15 protein-coding genes are annotated in these 16,792 nt (G+C 73.1%); 8 read left to right on the plus strand and 7 right to left on the minus strand.

The features are described from left to right. The first annotated feature begins 77 nt into the window (after nucleotides 1-77). Nucleotides 78-3,482: a BTAD domain-containing putative transcriptional regulator gene (locus ACLQ2X_RS20985; RefSeq protein WP_425682771.1), complete on the plus strand. Its 3,405-nt coding sequence runs from the start codon at nucleotides 78-80 to the stop codon at nucleotides 3,480-3,482. A 101-nt stretch (nucleotides 3,483-3,583) separates the two neighbouring features. On the opposite strand, the gene ACLQ2X_RS20990 is transcribed toward ACLQ2X_RS20985, so the two are convergent. From ACLQ2X_RS20990 to trmB, 3 genes are all read right to left on the minus strand, one after another. Continuing rightward, nucleotides 3,584-4,468: a C40 family peptidase gene (locus tag ACLQ2X_RS20990; RefSeq protein WP_425682772.1), complete on the minus strand. Its 885-nt coding sequence runs from the start codon at nucleotides 4,466-4,468 to the stop codon at nucleotides 3,584-3,586. A gap of 239 nt (nucleotides 4,469-4,707) precedes the next feature. Next, nucleotides 4,708-7,212 carry a DEAD/DEAH box helicase gene (locus ACLQ2X_RS20995; protein ID WP_425682773.1) on the minus strand — a complete coding sequence of 835 codons (2,505 nt, stop codon included), beginning with the start codon at nucleotides 7,210-7,212 and terminating at the stop codon, nucleotides 4,708-4,710. 47 nt (nucleotides 7,213-7,259) lie between these two features. Next, complete coding sequence (gene trmB / locus ACLQ2X_RS21000; protein ID WP_425682774.1) at nucleotides 7,260-7,946, minus strand: tRNA (guanosine(46)-N7)-methyltransferase TrmB; 687 nt, start codon at nucleotides 7,944-7,946, stop codon at nucleotides 7,260-7,262. Nucleotides 7,947-8,030: 84 nt separating this feature from the next. Here trmB and ACLQ2X_RS21005 point away from each other — a divergent pair, with 84 nt between their 5' ends. Together ACLQ2X_RS21005 and ACLQ2X_RS21010 are read left to right on the plus strand one after the other, a co-directional pair. Continuing rightward, nucleotides 8,031-8,600, plus strand: coding sequence for a hypothetical protein (locus tag ACLQ2X_RS21005; protein WP_425682775.1), 570 nt, complete (start codon nucleotides 8,031-8,033; stop codon nucleotides 8,598-8,600). 344 nt (nucleotides 8,601-8,944) lie between these two features. Continuing rightward, a complete protein-coding gene (locus ACLQ2X_RS21010) occupies nucleotides 8,945-9,586 on the plus strand; it encodes a class F sortase (protein ID WP_425682824.1) in 642 nt (213 codons plus the stop codon). A 43-nt stretch (nucleotides 9,587-9,629) separates the two neighbouring features. Here ACLQ2X_RS21010 and ACLQ2X_RS21015 read toward each other — a convergent pair whose 3' ends face one another. The 3 genes from ACLQ2X_RS21015 to ACLQ2X_RS21025 are packed head-to-tail and all read right to left on the minus strand — an operon-like array spanning nucleotide 9,630 to nucleotide 11,769. Next, nucleotides 9,630-9,950, minus strand: a complete 321-nt coding sequence (locus tag ACLQ2X_RS21015; protein ID WP_425682776.1) for an antibiotic biosynthesis monooxygenase family protein — start codon at nucleotides 9,948-9,950, stop codon at nucleotides 9,630-9,632. A gap of 45 nt (nucleotides 9,951-9,995) precedes the next feature. Then, nucleotides 9,996-10,793 carry an exodeoxyribonuclease III gene (locus ACLQ2X_RS21020; protein WP_425682777.1) on the minus strand — a complete coding sequence of 266 codons (798 nt, stop codon included), beginning with the start codon at nucleotides 10,791-10,793 and terminating at the stop codon, nucleotides 9,996-9,998. A gap of 55 nt (nucleotides 10,794-10,848) precedes the next feature. Further along, on the minus strand, nucleotides 10,849-11,769 hold the full coding sequence (locus tag ACLQ2X_RS21025) for a proteasome assembly chaperone family protein (protein ID WP_425682778.1): 921 nt from the start codon (nucleotides 11,767-11,769) through the stop codon (nucleotides 10,849-10,851). 390 nt (nucleotides 11,770-12,159) lie between these two features. Between ACLQ2X_RS21025 and ACLQ2X_RS21030 the strand changes: the two genes are divergently transcribed. The 3 genes from ACLQ2X_RS21030 to ACLQ2X_RS21040 all read left to right on the plus strand — a co-directional run bounded on the left by ACLQ2X_RS21030 (nucleotide 12,160) and on the right by ACLQ2X_RS21040 (nucleotide 14,040). Then, nucleotides 12,160-13,014 carry a peptidase M23 gene (locus ACLQ2X_RS21030; protein ID WP_425682779.1) on the plus strand — a complete coding sequence of 285 codons (855 nt, stop codon included), beginning with the start codon at nucleotides 12,160-12,162 and terminating at the stop codon, nucleotides 13,012-13,014. A gap of 94 nt (nucleotides 13,015-13,108) precedes the next feature. Continuing rightward, nucleotides 13,109-13,255 (plus strand): hypothetical protein, encoded by a 147-nt coding sequence (locus tag ACLQ2X_RS21035; RefSeq protein WP_425682780.1) that lies wholly within the window; start codon nucleotides 13,109-13,111, stop codon nucleotides 13,253-13,255. Between the two features lie 41 nt (nucleotides 13,256-13,296). Beyond that, nucleotides 13,297-14,040, plus strand: coding sequence for an EcsC family protein (locus ACLQ2X_RS21040; protein ID WP_425682781.1), 744 nt, complete (start codon nucleotides 13,297-13,299; stop codon nucleotides 14,038-14,040). A 58-nt stretch (nucleotides 14,041-14,098) separates the two neighbouring features. Here the strand turns inward: ACLQ2X_RS21040 and ACLQ2X_RS21045 are convergent, their stop codons facing one another. After that, complete coding sequence (locus ACLQ2X_RS21045; RefSeq protein WP_425682782.1) at nucleotides 14,099-14,941, minus strand: SGNH/GDSL hydrolase family protein; 843 nt, start codon at nucleotides 14,939-14,941, stop codon at nucleotides 14,099-14,101. Between the two features lie 162 nt (nucleotides 14,942-15,103). Between ACLQ2X_RS21045 and ACLQ2X_RS21050 the strand changes: the two genes are divergently transcribed. Together ACLQ2X_RS21050 and ACLQ2X_RS21055 are read left to right on the plus strand one after the other, a co-directional pair. Beyond that, nucleotides 15,104-15,367 (plus strand): DUF6343 family protein, encoded by a 264-nt coding sequence (locus ACLQ2X_RS21050; RefSeq protein ID WP_089155665.1) that lies wholly within the window; start codon nucleotides 15,104-15,106, stop codon nucleotides 15,365-15,367. Nucleotides 15,368-15,379: 12 nt separating this feature from the next. After that, nucleotides 15,380-16,792: an NADP-dependent succinic semialdehyde dehydrogenase gene (locus ACLQ2X_RS21055; RefSeq protein ID WP_425682783.1), complete on the plus strand. Its 1,413-nt coding sequence runs from the start codon at nucleotides 15,380-15,382 to the stop codon at nucleotides 16,790-16,792.

Below are 16,792 nucleotides of genomic sequence, written 5' to 3' on the forward strand. Positions count from 1 at the left end.
TGTGATCTTCGCGTTTGGTCGACGGCTGGATTCAGGGTTGGGGCTGACGGCGCCGAAGGGACGCCGGGCTCGGCCGGATGACGGGCGGTGGAGATCCGCAGGGACCCCCGTTCGGCTCACTTCTGAAGTCGTACCGCGAGCGCGACGGCCTGACCCAGCAGGATCTCGCCGGGCGCTCGGGCGTCAGCCTGGCGGCGATCCGCGACCTCGAGCAGGGACGTAGCCGCCGTCCCCGGCGCGCGTCGGTCCGCAATCTCGCGCTCGCCCTGGGGCTGTCCGGTCAGGATGAGTCCCGGCTCTTCGCCTCCGCCTACACGATGCGAGCGCCGACGGCGCCGGGGCCCGCCCAACCGGATACGGCTCCTGCGGTGACCGGGGCGCCGACCACGCTGGGCGTACTGGGGCCGCTCACGGTGTGGCGCGGCGGAGTCGCGGTGCCGCTGACCGCCGCCAAGCAGAAGTGCATCCTGCTGCGGCTGGCACTGAGCGCGGGCGACGTCGTCGGGCGCGAAGAGTTGATGGACCTGATCTGGGGCGAGAAGCGTCCGGCGTCGGCTGCGAACCTGCTGCACACCTACATCCGACGGCTGCGCCAGGTGCTGCACCCCGATCCCACGTCGGTGCGAATGCTCTCCTCCGCCCCGGGCGGATACCACCTCACGGTCGGTCCCACCCAGCTGGACCTGATGCGGTTCCGGGAGATCGCCGCGCGCGGCGCCGGCGAGGACGATCCGGGCCGGGCGCTCTGCCACTTCGCGGAGGCGGCCCGGCTGTGGCGGGGAGACACCGACGTGGACGCCCTGCGGGACAGCCCCCTGATGACCGCCGTGACCGAGGAGTACGCGAAGCTGCTGCGCGTCTACGCCACGGTCGCACGCGATCTCGGTGAGTGCGAGCAGGTGCTGCCGCGTCTGCGTGAGCTGGCCGGCCAGCTTGAGCTGCACGAGCCACTGCACGCGGAACTGGTCATGACCCTGTCGGCAGGTGGCCGGCAGGCGGAGGCACTTGCCGCCTACGAGCGGGTGCGCGCCGCTCTCGCCGACCAACTCGGCATCGACCCCGGCGACCACCTCCGCGAGGCGCACCGGGGCGTGCTCCAGCAACGGTGGCGCGCGACGCCGCCGGCGTCGTCGGGACGCGCCGTGGTCCAGCAGGCACCGGCGGCACCGCCGGACTTCGTCGGGCGCGGGCCCGAGCTGGCCCTGATCGCCGAGGCGCTCCGCCCCGGTTGGCCGGTGGTCGGGCACACGCCGTCGGTGCCGATCGTCGCCGTCAACGGTGCGGCCGGCGTGGGCAAGACGGCGCTCGCCCTCGAGGTGGCGCGGCGCCTGCGCGAGGACTTTCCGGACGGGCAGTTGTACGCCGACCTCAGTGGCGTCTCCGGTGAACCGGTCGCGCCGCTGGACGTGCTCGGCCGGTTCCTGCGGGCCCTGCGCGTGCCCTGGCAGCGGGTCGGCACCGACGAGGCCGAGGCGGCGGCGTTGCTGCGCAGCGAACTTTCCGGCCGCCGGATGCTGATGATCCTCGACAACGTCCGGGACACGCGGCAGCTGTCACCGCTGCTACCGGGCACCGGCGGGTGCGCCGTGCTGGCGACGAGCCGGCGGCGCCTCACCGATCTCGCCGGTGCCACGGTCGTCGATCTGCCCACACTGCCGTTCGCGGACGCCCTCGACCTGCTCGCCGCGGCCGCGGGCCCGCACCGGATCGCCGCCGAACCGGAGGCCGCCAGACAGCTGGCCGCGGCCTGCGGACACCTACCGCTGGGCCTGCGTATCGCGGGCGCGCGGCTGGCCAGTAGGCCGGCGTGGACCACGGCCGATCTCGTCCGGCGGCTGCGCGACGAGAGCCGTCGTCTGGCCGAGCTGACCGTCGGAGAATCGAGCGTGCTGGCCAGCTTCCAGCTCAGCTACCAGGACCTCAACGATCCCGCGCGGCGCGCATTCCGCCTGTGCGCGCTGCACCCGGGGGACGACTTCGGGCTCGACGCCGTCGCCGTCCTGCTCGACATCGAGCCGGCCGAGGCGGATGCGATCCTCGGCGAGCTGCTGGATGCCAACATGCTCCTGCAGTACACCGCCGACCGCTTCCGCTTCCACGACCTGTTGGGCCTGTACGCGGCGAGGTTGCTCGCCGAGGACGACCCGACGAAGCACGCCGGTGCCCGCGACCGTCTCTATGCGTGGCTTCTGCACAGCGCGACGGCGGCGATGGAATGGGTGTACCCGCAACTGATCAGGCGGACCTCGTACGGGGATCGGGCCGCCCTGTTCGACGGCTGTGCGGCCGCGTGGGAATGGCTCGACGCGGAGACTCCGGCCCTGGTCTCGCTCGTCGAGCGCATCACCGGCCCGGACCACCGGCGGTTGGCCTGGCGGATCGCCGACCAGTTGCGCGGATACTTCCTCATCCGGCGGGACGTGGACCGGTGGTTGCGGTCCGCCGACGCGGGCCTGCGGGCGGCGGTCGCGGAGGGCGACCCGGCTGCCCAGGCAGCGATGCTGATCAGTCGCGGCCAGGCGATGTGGGCGTTGGGCCGGCACCAGGACGCGCTCGACGCGTACACGGAGGGGGCCAGGTTGGCCGACACCGCCGGGTGGCGGCCAGCCGTGGCATACCTGCGGCACAACATCGGCCTCGTGCTACGCGAACAGGGCCGGCTGGACGAGGCGGAACAGTCCTACCGGCGGGCGCTGGAACTCAGCGCCGACGAGGAACTGGGGCACGTGCGAGCGGTGACATGGAACGGTCTGGGCATCCTGTGTGCCGCCCAGGGCCGCCTCACCGCGGCCGTCGGCCACTTCACCGCCGCCCTGCGGATCAACCAGGTGACCGGCCGTGAGACGTCCACGCTCGCCAACCGGGTCAACCTCGGTATGGTGCTCCGCTACCTCGGGGACGAGCCGGCCGCCGAGGACCACCTGCGCGCGGCCCGCGACGGATACCGGCGTCTGGCCGACCTGCACGGCGAACTGTCCGCCCTGAGTGAGCTGAGCCAGCTGTACACGCAACGGGGTCGAGACGGAGCTGCCGTCAGCGCCGCGCGGCAGGGGTACGACCTCGCGCAGATCGTCAGGGACCGGCGCGCGCAGGCGGCGCTGCTCACCACGTTGGGCGAGGCGCAGTTGGGCGGCGGCGACGTCCCGGCGGCCCTTGGTTCGTTCCACCAGGCGGTCCAGATCGCCGCCGAGTACCCGTCCGTCGCCACGCGGGCGACGGTCGGGCTGGCGCGAGCACTTCTGCAGGCCGGGGACCGTGCCGGAGCGCGCCGGCACGCGGAGCGCGCCGGCCGGGAGGCCCGGGCGCACAGTTTCCGCATCATCGAGGCCGCCGCTCTGGCGGTGCAGGCCCGCTGTGTCGCCGGCGACGACCGGGCGTTGGCCGGTCGACTCGCCGCCACGGCCGCCGACGCGTACCGGGCCGCCGGCGCGGACCTGCTCGCCGAGCGGGTGGAGGCGGAGCAGACGCCCCCGCACCGGTGAGCCGACGCGGTGGGACATAACGGCGGCGGTGGGTGCCGGGACCAGCCGGCTCCGACACCCGCGGGTGCCGGAGCCGGTTCACCTGCCAAGCGGTTCGCTGGTCAGGAGACGCCCTGGATGCGGAACTGCCCGACCCGGTAGCTGGCGAGCCCGTCGGTGTGCTTGGTGACACCCCGACCCGGCAGCGCGTCCAGAACCTGGTCCCCGCCGGCGTAGAAACCCACATGGTCGATCGAACGTGGCATGTCCGGGAGGTCGTAGAAGATGAGATCCCCGACCTCCAGATCAGCCGGGCCGACCTTCATGGCGTCGAGCCTGCCCCACGGCGTGCTCCCGTTGCCGTCTGCCCTGGCGCGTGCCCACTCGTACATCTCCTCAGCCGTGTCATTGCTCGACAGGCCGGGGAAGTTGTCCACGTGGTTGAAGGCCCACTGCACGAGGCCGGAACAGTCCAGCCCACCCGATGAGTCCCCCCCGAGCACGTACGGCGTGCCGATCATCGAGGTGGCGATCCGATACGCGTTCTTCCCGTAGTTGTACACGTGCTTGACCTCGGTACACGCCCGCTCTTCCCCGCCGAGCCCGTTCGCGACCACGAACTGGAGGCTGTTGATCAGGCCGATGCTGTCGGGGTTGAACTCCCAGGCGGCGCCCTTGACGACGGTGCCCCTGCCGCCGGTCGCCCGGAGCCAGCCCAGGCCGTCGAACAGGTAGTTCTCGCCACCTGTCGGGTTCTCCGCGCGGAGCGTCATCCCGGGGGTCTTGCCGTCGTCCAGGGTGTCCTTCAGTTCCCAGTAGACGTTCGCCTCCTGGGTGCTCCTCCAGTTGATCTGCAGGTCCGCCCAGGCGCCCGGGCATCCGACGGTCAGCTTGATGCTCTTGTGTAGCAGTTCCGCCTGAGCGGCGGTGGGGGATACCGCGATGAGGCCCAGCGTCGTCGCCAGCGTCAGCACCAGGCTGCCCAGCCGTCTGAGTCGAGTGGTCATGCGTGTCTCCTCGGGATCTGACTCGGAAGGTGCGGCCGATCACCTCCGATCGAGGAACCAGCCGACGACGACGCTAGGGCCAGAGGGTTGACTGATCCTGACGCCAAGACCCGTACTCGGCCCGTACCAGTGCGTCGGCGCACGGGCGCAACCCGCCGAGGCGGTGGCGTGGAGGTCGGGACGTTGATCGCCAGCGCGTGTTCACGAGGCCTCCGGTGGTCTCCGGTGTTGCTTGGTCGCTACAACTGACCCACGTCGGTCACCCGGACCACCGCCGCGCCGGCCTCGTCCGACGCCGCGAGGTCGACCTCCGCGCTGATGCCCCAGTCGTGGTCGCCGTCCGGGTCGTCCAGGATCTGCCGCACGGTCCACCTGTCGCGGCCCTGCTCGATCATCAGCAGCGCCGGCCCGCGCGCGTCCGGGCCCACCCCGATCCCGTCGTACGCCTCGAAGTACGGCTCCAGCGCGTCCGCCCACGCGTCCGCGTTCCAACCGTCCCCGGCGTCCAGGTCGCCCAGCAGGTCCCAGCGGCGCAGCGCGGCCAGCTCCACCCGGCGGAACATCGCGTTGCGCACCAGCACCCGGAACGCCCGCGCGTTGCGGGTGACCGCCGGCGGCCGGTCGTCGAGCGTCGCGGCCACCTCGGCCACGTCCGACGGGTTGCGCAGCCGCTCCCACTCGTCGATCAGGCTGGAGTCGACCTGGCGGACCAGCTCGCCCAGCCACTCGATGAGGTCGACCAGTTCCTCGGTCTTGGCGTCCTCCGGCACGGTCTGCCGCAGCGTCTTGTACGCGTCGGCGAGGTAGCGCAGCACCAGCCCTTCGGAGCGGGACAGTCCGTAGAACTGGACGTACTCGGTGAACGTCATGGCCCGCTCGTACATGTCGCGGACCACCGACTTGGGGGAGAGCTGGTGATCGGCCACCCAGGGGTGGCCCTGCCGGTACATCTCGTACGCGGCCTCCAGCAGCTCCGCCAACGGCTTCGGCCAGGTCACGTCGTCGAGCAGTTCCAGCCGGGCCTCGTACTCGATGCCCTCGGCCTTCATCGCGGCGACCGCCTCGCCGCGGGCCTTGAACTGCTGCGCGGACAGCACCTGACGCGGATCGTCGAGGATCGACTCGATCACGCTCAGCACGTCCAGCGCGTAGGACGGGGACTCCCGGTCGAGCAGTTCGACGGTGGCCAGCGCGAGCGGCGACAACGGCTGGTTGAGCGCGAAGTCGAGCTGCAGGTCGACGGTGAGCCGCACCCGCCGGCCGGTCTCGTCCGGCTCGGGCAGCTCCTCGACCACGCCACCGGCGCGCAGCGCCCGGTAGATGGCGATGGCCCGGCGGATGTGCCGGCGCTGCGCGGCCGGGTCCTCGTGGTTGTCGGTCAGCAGGTGACGCATCGAGGCGAACGCGTCGCCCGGCCGGCCGATCACGTTGAGCAGCATCGAGTGGCTGACCTGGAAGCTGGAGGTGAGCGGCTCCGGTTCGGCCTCGACCAGGCGCTGGAACGTCGGCTCGCCCCAGCCGATCGAGCCCTCCGGTGGCTTCTTCTTCACCACCTTGCGCCGCTTCTTCGGGTCGTCACCCGCCTTGGCCAGCGCCTTCTCGTTCTCGATCACGTGCTCGGGGGCCTGCACCACGACCCGGCCCAGCGTGTCGAAGCCGGCCCGCCCGGCCCGGCCGGCGATCTGGTGGAACTCGCGGGCCTTGAGCAGCCGGGTGCGGATGCCGTCGTACTTGCTCAGTCCGGTGAACAACACGGTACGGATGGGCACGTTGATGCCGACGCCGAGCGTGTCGGTGCCGCAGATGACCTTGAGCAGGCCAGCCTGGGCGAGCGTCTCCACCAGGCGGCGGTATTTCGGGAGCATGCCGGCGTGGTGCACGCCGATGCCGTGGCGGACCAGCCGGGACAGCGTCTTGCCGAAGCCGGAGGTGAACCGGAAGTTCCCGATCGCCTGGGCGATCATGTCCTTCTCCGCCCGGGTGCACACGTTCACGCTCATCAGCGCCTGCGCGCGTTCCAACGCGGCGGCCTGGGTGAAGTGCACCACGTACACCGGGGCCTGCTTGGTCTCCAGCAGCTCCTCAAGGGTCTCGTGCAGCGGCGTGGTCGCGTAGGAGAACAGCAGCGGGACGGGCCGCTCGGCGGAGCGCACGACGGCGGTCGGCCGGCCGGTGCGCCGGGCCAGGTCGTCGACGAACCGGGTGGTGTCGCCGAGCGTGGCGGACATCAGCACGAACTGCGCCTGTGGCAGTTCGATGATCGGTACCTGCCACGCCCAGCCCCGGTCCGGCTCGGCGTAGAAGTGGAACTCGTCCATGACCACCTGGCCGACGTCGGCGCGGGTGCCCTCGCGCAGCGCCAGGTTCGCCAGGATCTCCGCCGTGCAGCAGATGATCGGGGCGTCCGCGTTGACGCTGGCGTCGCCGGTGAGCATGCCGACGTTCTCGGCGCCGAACACCTCGCAGAGCGCGAAGAACTTCTCCGACACCAGCGCCTTGATCGGCGCGGTGTAGAACGTGGTGCGGTCCTCGGCCAGCGCGGCGAAGTGCGCCGCGATCGCCACCAGGCTCTTGCCCGAGCCGGTCGGCGTATTCATGATCACGTTCGCGCCGGAGACGATCTCGATGACCGCCTCCTCCTGGTGCGGATAGAGGTCGAGACCGCGCTCGGACGCCCAGGAGGCGAACGCGTCGTAGAGGGTGTCGGGGTCGGCGGTCTTCGGCAGCGCGGCGGTGAGAGTCATGGCGCTCCCATCGTGCCTGGATCACGCGCCGCCGCGCCAACCGGGGCTCAACGCCGCCGGTGGATCAGGTCGAAGATCTCCCGGCCGGCCGTCAACGCCCGCCGCTCGAACTTGGTCACCGGCCGGTGCGCCGGACGCGGGGCGTAGCCGCCGTGCACGTCCACCAGCTTCGGGTCGGCGGTGAGCGTGTCCCGCATCGACTGCGCGTACTCCGCCCAGTCGGTGGCGCAGTGCAGCGTGCCGCCCGGCGCCAGCCGGGACCGCAGCAGCGCCACGTGCGCCGGCGCGATGATCCGCCGCTTGTGGTGCCGGGTCTTCGGCCACGGGTCCGGGAAGTAGACGTGCACCGCGTCCAGGCAGCCCTCCGGCATCGCCCGGACCAGGTCCAACGCGTCGCCTTCGGCCACCCGCACGTTCTCCAGCCGGTGCCGTTCGACAAGCTCCAGCAGGTTGGCGATTCCGGGCGTGTGCACCTCGACCGCCAGATAGTCTCGGTCCCGGTCGGCCGCCGCCATCGTGGCGGTGGCGTCGCCCATGCCGGAGCCGATCTCCAGCACCAGCGGCGCCCGCCGTCCGAACAGCGTCGTCGGGTCGCACGGCCCGTCGAGGGCGGCGATGGTGAGGCCGTACGCGGGCCAGAGCCGAGCCAACGCGTCGCGCTGCCGGTCGCTCATCCGCCCGCGCCGCGGGTGGAAGGTGCGGATGCGGGAGTCAGGGGTGTCGGTGGTGGTCACAGCGCCCCCGAGCCTACGCCGCGCGGATCGGATGTGATGTGCGGCCGGGGGTGAGAGGATTCATCCCGTACGCCGGGAGGGGTCATGGGGTCAGTCAGGGTTCGTGGGGCGCTGCTGGTCGCGGTGGGCGCGTGCGCCGTCCCGCTGCTCGGCGCGGTGCCCGCCCAGGCCGCGCCGCGCGCCGAGCCGGCGCCCACCGAGTCGCTTCCGGCCGACGCGGTCTTCGCCGAGGTCACCCCGGGCACCGTGTCGCCGGGCTACCTGGTCGGCATCCGCGCGAGCTGCCGCGACAACTCGGTGCCGGCGATCGTCACCTCGGATGCGTTCGGCAGGATCCAGGTCCAGCCGCAGCGCGGTCTGCTCACCGCCTCGCCGATGGTCCACGAGCGGACCCGCCCCGGCAGCTACCGGATCAAGCTGGAATGCCCTAGCGGGGAGACCGCCTCCACGATGCTCCAGGTGGTCAAGCAGTTGCCGCCCAGCCGCCGGCCGAGCCCGTTGCCCAGCCGTGGCCCGGCCACCGGCTTCGGTGGCACCGCCGGCTCCGATCTGGGCGGTCTCCTGGTGCCGGTCGGGCTCGGGGTCACCATGGTCGGCGCCGGCCTCGGCGTGGCCGCGTCCCGCCGGCACGCCCGTGGCGCCGCCGGACGCTGAGGTCCGCCATGGCTGAGCACTCCACCCCGCCGCCCGCCGGCTACCGGCGTTCCGGTTGGCTGTTCGCCCCGCCACCCGAGTCCGCGCCGCCGGCGCCACCCGCGTCCGGGCCACCTGTGTCCGGGCCACCCGCGTCGGAGCCCGCCGCGTTCGGGCCGTCCGTGTTCGGGCCCGCTGAGCCGTCCCCGTCGCGGGCCTCCGCGTTGCGGGCGTGGAGCCCGCCGCCGGCCGACCCGCCGCCGGCACGGCCACGGCCCGCCGGCCCGCCGCCGGTGGGTCCGCCGCCGGCCGGGCCGGGCTGGCGGGAGGAGGGCCGGCGGGACGAGGGCCGGCGGGAGGAGGGCCTGCGGGACGAGGGCCGGAGCGCCTGGTCGAAGCCGCTGGCGGTGGTGCTGGTGCTGGTCGGCGTGTTCGCCACCGGGGCGGGGCTCGGCCGCACCGCCGGGCCGTTCGAGTGGGCCGACGCGTCGGCCGGGTCGAGCCCGGTGGCGTCCCCGCCGGCCCCGGCGCCGGTCCGCAAGGCGGCCGGCCGGCCGGTCCGGCTGACCGTGCCGGCCATCAAGGTCGTCGCTCCGGTGACCCCGGTGGGGCAGGCGCGGGACGGGTCGGTCGACGTTCCGCCGTTGACCGAGCACAACCAGACCGGCTGGTACGACCGCGGTGCGGTGCCCGGCGAGCCCGGCCGCGCGATCATCGTCGGGCACGTCGACACCAAGACCGGCCCGGCCGTTTTCTACCGCCTGCACAGCCTGAAGCCGGGCACCCGGGTCCAGGTCACCCGGTCGGACCGCAGGGTGGTGACGTTCAAGGTCGACAGCGTCGAGTACTTCGACAAGACGAATTTGCCCGCGGCCCGGGTCTACGGCGACTCCGGCCCGGCCGAGCTGCGCCTGATCACCTGCGGCGGCGAGTTCCTCGGCGGCCGCACCGGCTACCGGAAGAACGTCATCGTCTTCGCCTCGCTGGCCACCGCCGGCACCCCCTGACCCGCCGCGTGGCCACGAGGGTGACGGCGGTGGACGGGCGGGGTCAGGGCTTGGCGGGGACCTGCTGCACGACCTCGAACTCCAGCAGGTTGGCGCCGGTGGCGACCGGCTTGCGCGGTGCCTCACCGTCGCCGTCGGAGTGCGCGGCCCGGGACGGGCCCTGCGCCCACGCCTGGTACGCCTCCTCCGACTCCCACCTGGTGTAGACGAAGTAGCGGCTCTCGCCGGCGACCGGGCGCAGCAGTTCGAAGCCGAGGAAACCGGGGGAGTTCTCCACCGCGCCGGCCCGGGCCGCGAACCGCTTCTCCAGCTCCGTGCCGGCGCCGGCCGGGACGTCGATTGCGTTGATCTTCACGACTGCCATGGGTCCACCCTAGCGAGCGACACCGCCGCCGCCCGGCGCCGCCGGTCAGCGTGCCCCGGCGGTGGGGGGCGGATCGGCGTCGACCACGATCGGCGCGTGGTCGGAGGGGCCCTTGCCCTTGCGGGCCTCCCGGTCGACGTACGCCGAGCGGACCGCGCGGGCGAACGGGGCGGTCGCGTACACCAGGTCGATGCGCATGCCCTTGTTCTGGTGGAACATCCCGGCCCGGTAGTCCCAGTAGGTGTACGGGTGCGGCCCCTTCATCGGGGTGGGCACCACGTCTTCCAACCCGAGGTCGCGCAGCGCGGCCAGGGCGGCCCGTTCGGCCGGGGTGACGTGGGTGGAGGTGGCGAACAGCGCCGGGTCCCAGACGTCGGCGTCGGTGGGGGCGACGTTGAAGTCACCGCAGACGGCGAGCGGAGGGCCGGCGGCCACCTCCGAGGCCAGGGCGTCGCGCAGCGCCGCGAACCAGGCCAGCTTGTACGCGTAGTGCGGGTCGTCCGGCGCGCGGCCGTTCGGCACGTACACCGACCAGACCCGCAGGCCGGCGCAGGTGGCCGAGATGGCGCGGGCCTCCGGTGCCGGGAAGCCGGGCTCACCGGGGAAACCGACGGCCACGTCGGCGAGTCCGACCCGGGACAGCACGGCCACCCCGTTCCACCGGCCGTCGCTGTGGCTGGCCACCTCGTAGCCCAGCGCGCCGACCTCGGTGACCGGGAACGCGCCGTCCGGGCACTTGGTCTCCTGCAGGCACACCACGTCCGGCTCGGTGGTGGCCAGCCAGTCGAGCAGACGGGGCAGGCGGGCCTTCACCGAGTTGACGTTCCACGTCGCCAGGCGCATGACTCCACCCTGCCGCATCGCCGCCGGCCCTGCCCGACCGGCCCGCCGTGCGCCCTCAGCGTTCCGGGTTGTCGCCGGGGCGGGGTTGCTCGGCCAGGAACCGTTCCAGCTCGGCGCCGAGTTCGTCGGCGGTGGGCAGCGGGCCGGTCTCGGTGGAGAGCAGGTTCTTCTCGCCCCGGCCCCGGGCGAACGCGTCGTACTGCTCCTCCAGCGCCCGGACCAGGGTGGCCGCCTCCTCGGTCTGGGTGACCTGCCGGTCGATCTCCACCCGGATGGCCTCGGCCGCGGTGCCCAGGGCCTCGCGGGGCAGCAGCAGGCCGGTGCTGCGGGACACCGCGGCGAGCAGCGCCTCGGCGGCTGCCGGGTAGTCGGTCTGGGCGACGTAGTGCGGCACGTGGGCGGCGAAGCCGAGGGCGTCGCGGCCCTGCTGGCCGAGGCGGTACTCCAGCAGGTGCCCGACGCCGGCCGGCACCTGAACCTTCTGCAGCCACGGCTCGTGGCCGGCGATCAGCTCCGGGCGGGTGGCGTGGGCGGTGACCCCACTGGGGCGGGTGTGCGGCACCGCCATCGGGATCGAGTTCAGGCCGACGGTGAGCCGTACGTCGAGGCGGGCCGACAACCCGGCGACGGCTGCCACGAAGCGTTCCCACTGCAGGTCCGGCTCGGGGCCGGTGAGCAGCAGGAAGGGGGTCTCGTCGTCGTCACGCAGCAGGTGCAGCTCCAGTTCCGGGGCGTCGTAGTCGGTCCAGCGGTCTTCCACGAAGGTCATCACCGGCCGGCGGGAGCGGTAGTCGAAGACCTGGTCGACGTCGAAGCGGGCGATCGTCCGGGTGTCGAGTGCGGTGAGTAGCTGCTCGCGGGCCAGCCGGGTGGCGCTGCCGGCGTCGACGAAGCCGGTGAGCGCCTGGATCAGCACCGGCTGGCCGAGATCCGGCAGCTCGTCGGCGAGTTCGTAGAGCTCGTGTGGGTCGAGCACCGGTGGGTCCTCCCTGTCGACGCGTGCGGGAAGCGCCGCGCGTACGGCGTCCCGGTTTCGCCAACGTACCGGGAGGTCGGGTCCATTCCGTTACGCCCCGGTCCGGAGCCCGGATCGTGATCACGATTCGGCTACGGCCCGGTCCGGGGGTCCGCTCCCGGATCGTCCGAACGGACGAGTTAGTGGATCAACGGGGGACCGGGCAGGAAATGCGAGGTCGCGGCCCTTGTCGGCCCGGTTCGGGGCGGCCGGGTGATTTCTCCGGTCCCCGAGGTCTGTGCCGGGGCGGCCCGGCCCGGCGCGTGCTGCCCGGATGCCGGGGGCCGGGATGTGGCGAGCGCCACTGTTTGCGCCTGGGAAATCCCGGTTTGCCCTGTCTAGCCTCGTCGGATGCGTGACGACGGCACATTCGACGACCCGAACGGCCCCGACCGCCAAGCTGACCGTTCGGACGACACCCCGTCCACCGTTCGGACAACCACCCTTCGCGACCTCTTCGGGCGCACCCGCCTCGGGTCGCTGCTCAACCCGCGGCCCGGCCGCACCCGACTCGCGGTCGCCACCGGCGCGGCCTGCTGCCTCGGCCTGGTCGGCTTCAGCCAGGCCGGCTTCGGCCCCGATGAGCGCGCCGCCGCACCGGCGCCCGCGGCGGAGGTCGCCGAACGCGCGGCGGTCGACGCGGCCTCCCGCGGCCTGACCCGCCCCAGCACCGCTCTGCCCACCCCCACCCCCGGAGCCAGCGCCAGCGCCTCCCCGACCGCCACCCCGAAGGCGACCAAGCCCACCCCCAGGAAGACCGTTCGCACGATCGCCCCGGTCGCCGGCCTGAACCACACCCAGATGAACAACGCGAAGAAGATCGTGCACGCCGGCCAGAAGATGGGCGTGCCGCGTCGCGCCCTGGTCATCGCGGTCGCCACCGCCATGCAGGAGAGCACCCTGCTCAACTACGCCAGCGGCGTGCTGCCCGAGTCGCAGAGCTACCCCCACCAGGCCATCGGCTGGGACCACGACTCGGTCGGGTTGTTCCAGCAGCGCCCGAGCAGCGGCTGGGGCAGCGTCGCCGAACTGATGGACCCGGAGTACGCGACCCGGGCGTTCCTGTCCGCGCTGAACGAGATCCCCGGCTGGCAGGACCTGCCGCTGTCGGTGGCCGCCCAGGCGGTGCAGGTCTCCGCGTTCCCCGACGCGTACGCCCAGCACGAATGGCGGGCCGGCAAGGTGGTCGCGGAGGTCCTCGGCTGAGCGGAGCGGGATGGTTGCCGAAGCGGTGAAACGGGTACTCGAGGGTTGCCGGTCCCAGGTACACATGAAGAGGACCGCGTGACAGGAGGACACCATGTCGCTCATGCAACGGATCTCCGCCTTCCTGCGGTCGCCGCGGGGTCAGCAGTTGGTCGACCGCGGTCGGCGTGAGATGTCCAAGCCGGGGAACCAGGCCCGGCTGCGGCAGATCGCGACCCGGCTGCAGTCGCGCCGCCGCTGATCCCGCCCGCCCCCCGGCCGCACGGACCCCCGGAGCCCTTCGTGACCGACCCCGCCCCCGTCGACGGGGAGCACAACGCCGCCCCTGCCGCCTCCGCCGCACCTGTGGAGGCGCCCGAGGTGCCTCCGGCCCGACTGTGGGACCGGATGCGCGCGGACCCGCAGTACGCGCCGGAGCACCTGGCCCTGGAGGCGGTGCGCCGGCTCGGGCCGGAGGCGGCGCAGTGGGCCGCCCGGGAACGGGCCCTGCGGCCCGGCGTCCCACCCGAGCAGCTGGCCGACCAGGCGGTCCGCAAGTTCGTCAACCACGCCCGGTTGTCCGGGGCGGTGTCCGGGGCCGCCGGGCTGCCCGGCGCGGTCATCGACGTGGGCGTGCTGGCCTGGACCCAGGCCCGGCTGGTGCTGCACGTCGCCGCCGCCCACGGGGCCGACCCGACCCACCCCGACCGGGCCGCCGACCTGCTCATCCTCCAGCGGGTGCACAAGGCTGCCCAGACCGCCCGGCTGGCGTTGGGCGTGGCCGCCGGCCGGGAACGGGCCGGCGCGCTGTTCGGCTCGGCCGCCGACCGGGCGCTGGGCCGGGTGATGCTCCAACTCGGCGTCCGGCTGGCCCGGATGGCCGGGGTGCGCGCCGCGAAGCGGATGTTCGCCAAGGTCGTCCCGGGCGCCGCGATCGTCCTGGGCACCTGGGCCAACTCCTCGGCCACCAAGGAGCTCGCCGACCGGGCCCGTGCGCTCTACCGGGACGCCGGCCCCCGGCACCTGCCCGCCCCGCGCGAGCCGTGACCGCCCCGCGCGAGCCGTGACCGCCCCGCGCGAGCCGTGACCGGCCGGGCCGAACCGGTCAGCCCGCCCAGCCGGAGGCCCGCCACGCGACCTCGGCCAGCCTGCCCTGTCCGGCGGCGTTCGGGTGAAACCAGTCCAGCGCGTTGACCTGGTCCAGGTCGAAGCGGTGCCGGTGCACCGCGCCGCCGTCGAACCGGCACCGCGTCCCGTACGCCCGGCAGGCGGCGCGCAGCTGACCGTCGTACCCCTCGATCCGCTCCCGGACGCGGGCCCGGCGGGCCACCACGGTGGGCGCGGTCGACGTGGCGTCGGCCAGCAGTGCCGGGCAGACGCCCCGCGACCAGGCCCGCACGGCCCGGGGTTCGGTGTGCCCGACCTGCCACAGCCGGTACAGGTCGGGGATGCTGACCACAAGCACCCGCGCCTTCGGCCGGCCCCGGCGCAGCACCGCCAACGCGGCGTCGACCTGGTCGCGGAAGGTGGCGGTGGGGGTCATCTGGTCCACGTCGCCGCGGCAGGCGTCGTTCGCGCCGATCAACACCGTGACCAGGTCTGCCCGGTCCCGCACCGCCGACCGGGCCTGGTCGGCCAGGCCGGCCGCGCGGGCGCCGGGAACCGCCCGGTTGTACGCCCGCAGCCCCGGCGTGTCCACGCGCAGCCGCCGGTAGACGCTCTCCACCCGCAGGCCGTCCCCGCTCGACCAGGAGTTACGCGCACAGCTCACCAGTACCAGGCAGGAGCCGTAGCCGGCGGTGATCGAGTCGCCGAGTGCGGTCAGTACCCGGGGATCGCCGGGCCGTGGGGTGTCCGACGGGCGCGGCGCGGCCGAGCCGGAGCCGTCGCAGGCCAGCGCGACAAGCGCGGCCAGGCAGGCCAGCGCGGCAATCCAACGTCGAGACATGAGGTCCCCCGTCCGGCGGCACCGACAGTCGACCCTACGCCCGACTCGGCCGTCGACGGCCCGACTGTCGGCTATCCGGCATCGACCACCATCGTTAAAAGTCTGGTGCTGGCCGGCCCGACCGACCGGTTAGGGCCACGCCTGCCGGGGTAGGCGACAGGAATGACCCGATCACAGCCCCGACGTGCCCGTGGGACGGTCGGCCACGCCAACAGCGCGCTGAACCTGCGCCTGGTCCTGGCCCTGTTCGGTCTGGTGGTGATGACCGTCTTCGCGGTCCTCGCGTTCGCCGCCGACGTGGCCTGGCTGGGCGTCGTCTGCGCCCTCCTCGCCGTGGTCGCCGTGGTCGACCTGGTCGTGATCCAGCGCCGCCGCGCCGCCCGCCGCCGGGAGGAGCCGGGCGTGCGGCACTCGCTGTTCGAGTGACAGGAGTACGCCATGCCCATCGCCACCACCAACCCCGCCACCGGACAGGTCCTCAAGACCTACGACCCGATGTCGGACGAGCAGATCGACGCCGCCATCGAGCGGGCCGACCTCGCCTTCCGGCAGCTGCGGGACACCACCGTCGCGCAGCGGGCCCGATGGCTCGTGGCCGCCGCCGACCTGCTCGACGCCGAGCGCGACGAGACCGCCCGGCTGATGACCACCGAGATGGGCAAGACGTACGCCGCCGCCAAGGCGGAGGTCACCAAGTGCGCCGCCGCCTGCCGCTTCTACGCCGACAACGCCCCCCGGATGCTCGCCGACGAACCGGCCGACGCCGCCGCGGTCAAGGCGAAGCGGGCGTACGTCCGCTACCAGCCGATCGGCCCGGTGCTGGCGGTGATGCCGTGGAACTTCCCGCTGTGGCAGGTGCTGCGCTTCGCCGCGCCCGCGCTGATGGCCGGCAACACCGGCCTGCTCAAGCACGCCTCCAACGTGCCGCAGACCGCCCTCTACCTCGAGGGTCTGTTCCGCCGCGCCGGATTCCCCGAGGGCGCGTTCAGCACGCTGCTGGTCGGCTCCGACGCGGTCGACCGCATCCTCAGCGACCCCCGGGTGCGGGCGGCCACACTCACCGGCAGCGAGCCGGCCGGCCGGTCCATCGCCCAGATCGCCGGCCGGGAGATCAAGAAGACGGTGCTGGAGCTGGGCGGCAGCGACCCCTTCGTGGTGATGCCCTCCGCCGACCTGGACACCGCCGCCGAGGTGGCCACCACCGCCCGCTGCCAGAACAACGGCCAGTCCTGCATCGCCGCGAAACGGTTCATCGTGCACACCGACGTCTTCGACGCGTTCGCGGAGAAGTTCGCCGCCCGGATGGCGGCGCTGCGCGTCGGCGACCCGATGGACGAGGACACCGACGTGGGCCCGCTGGCCAGCGAACGCGGCCGCGACGAGGTGCACGCGCAGGTCACCGACGCCGTCGACCAGGGCGCGACGGTGCTGTGCGGCGGCGAGAAGCCGGCCGGGGACGGCTGGTACTACCCGCCGACGGTGGTCACCGACCTGCGCCCGCAGATGCGGATGTGGACCGAGGAGGTGTTCGGGCCGGTCGCCGGCCTGTACCGGGTCGACTCGTACGACGAGGCGATCGAGGTCGCCAACGGCACCAGCTTCGGCCTCGGCTCCAACGCCTGGACCGACGACCCGGCCGAACAGGAGCGCTTCGCCACCGACCTGGAGGCCGGCAACGTGTTCATCAACGGCATGACCACCTCCTACCCGGAGTTGCCGTTCGGCGGGGTGAAGAACTCCGGGTACGGCCGGGAGCTGTCCGCCCTGGGCATGCGGGAGTTCTGCAACACCAAGACCGTGTGGATCGGGCAGGGCGAAACCGGCGCGGGTGCCGGCGCCCACTCCGAGTAG

Origin of the sequence: Micromonospora sp. DT31, from assembly GCF_049841795.1 — a bacterium.
Taxonomy (GTDB): Bacteria; Actinomycetota; Actinomycetes; order Mycobacteriales; family Micromonosporaceae; genus Micromonospora.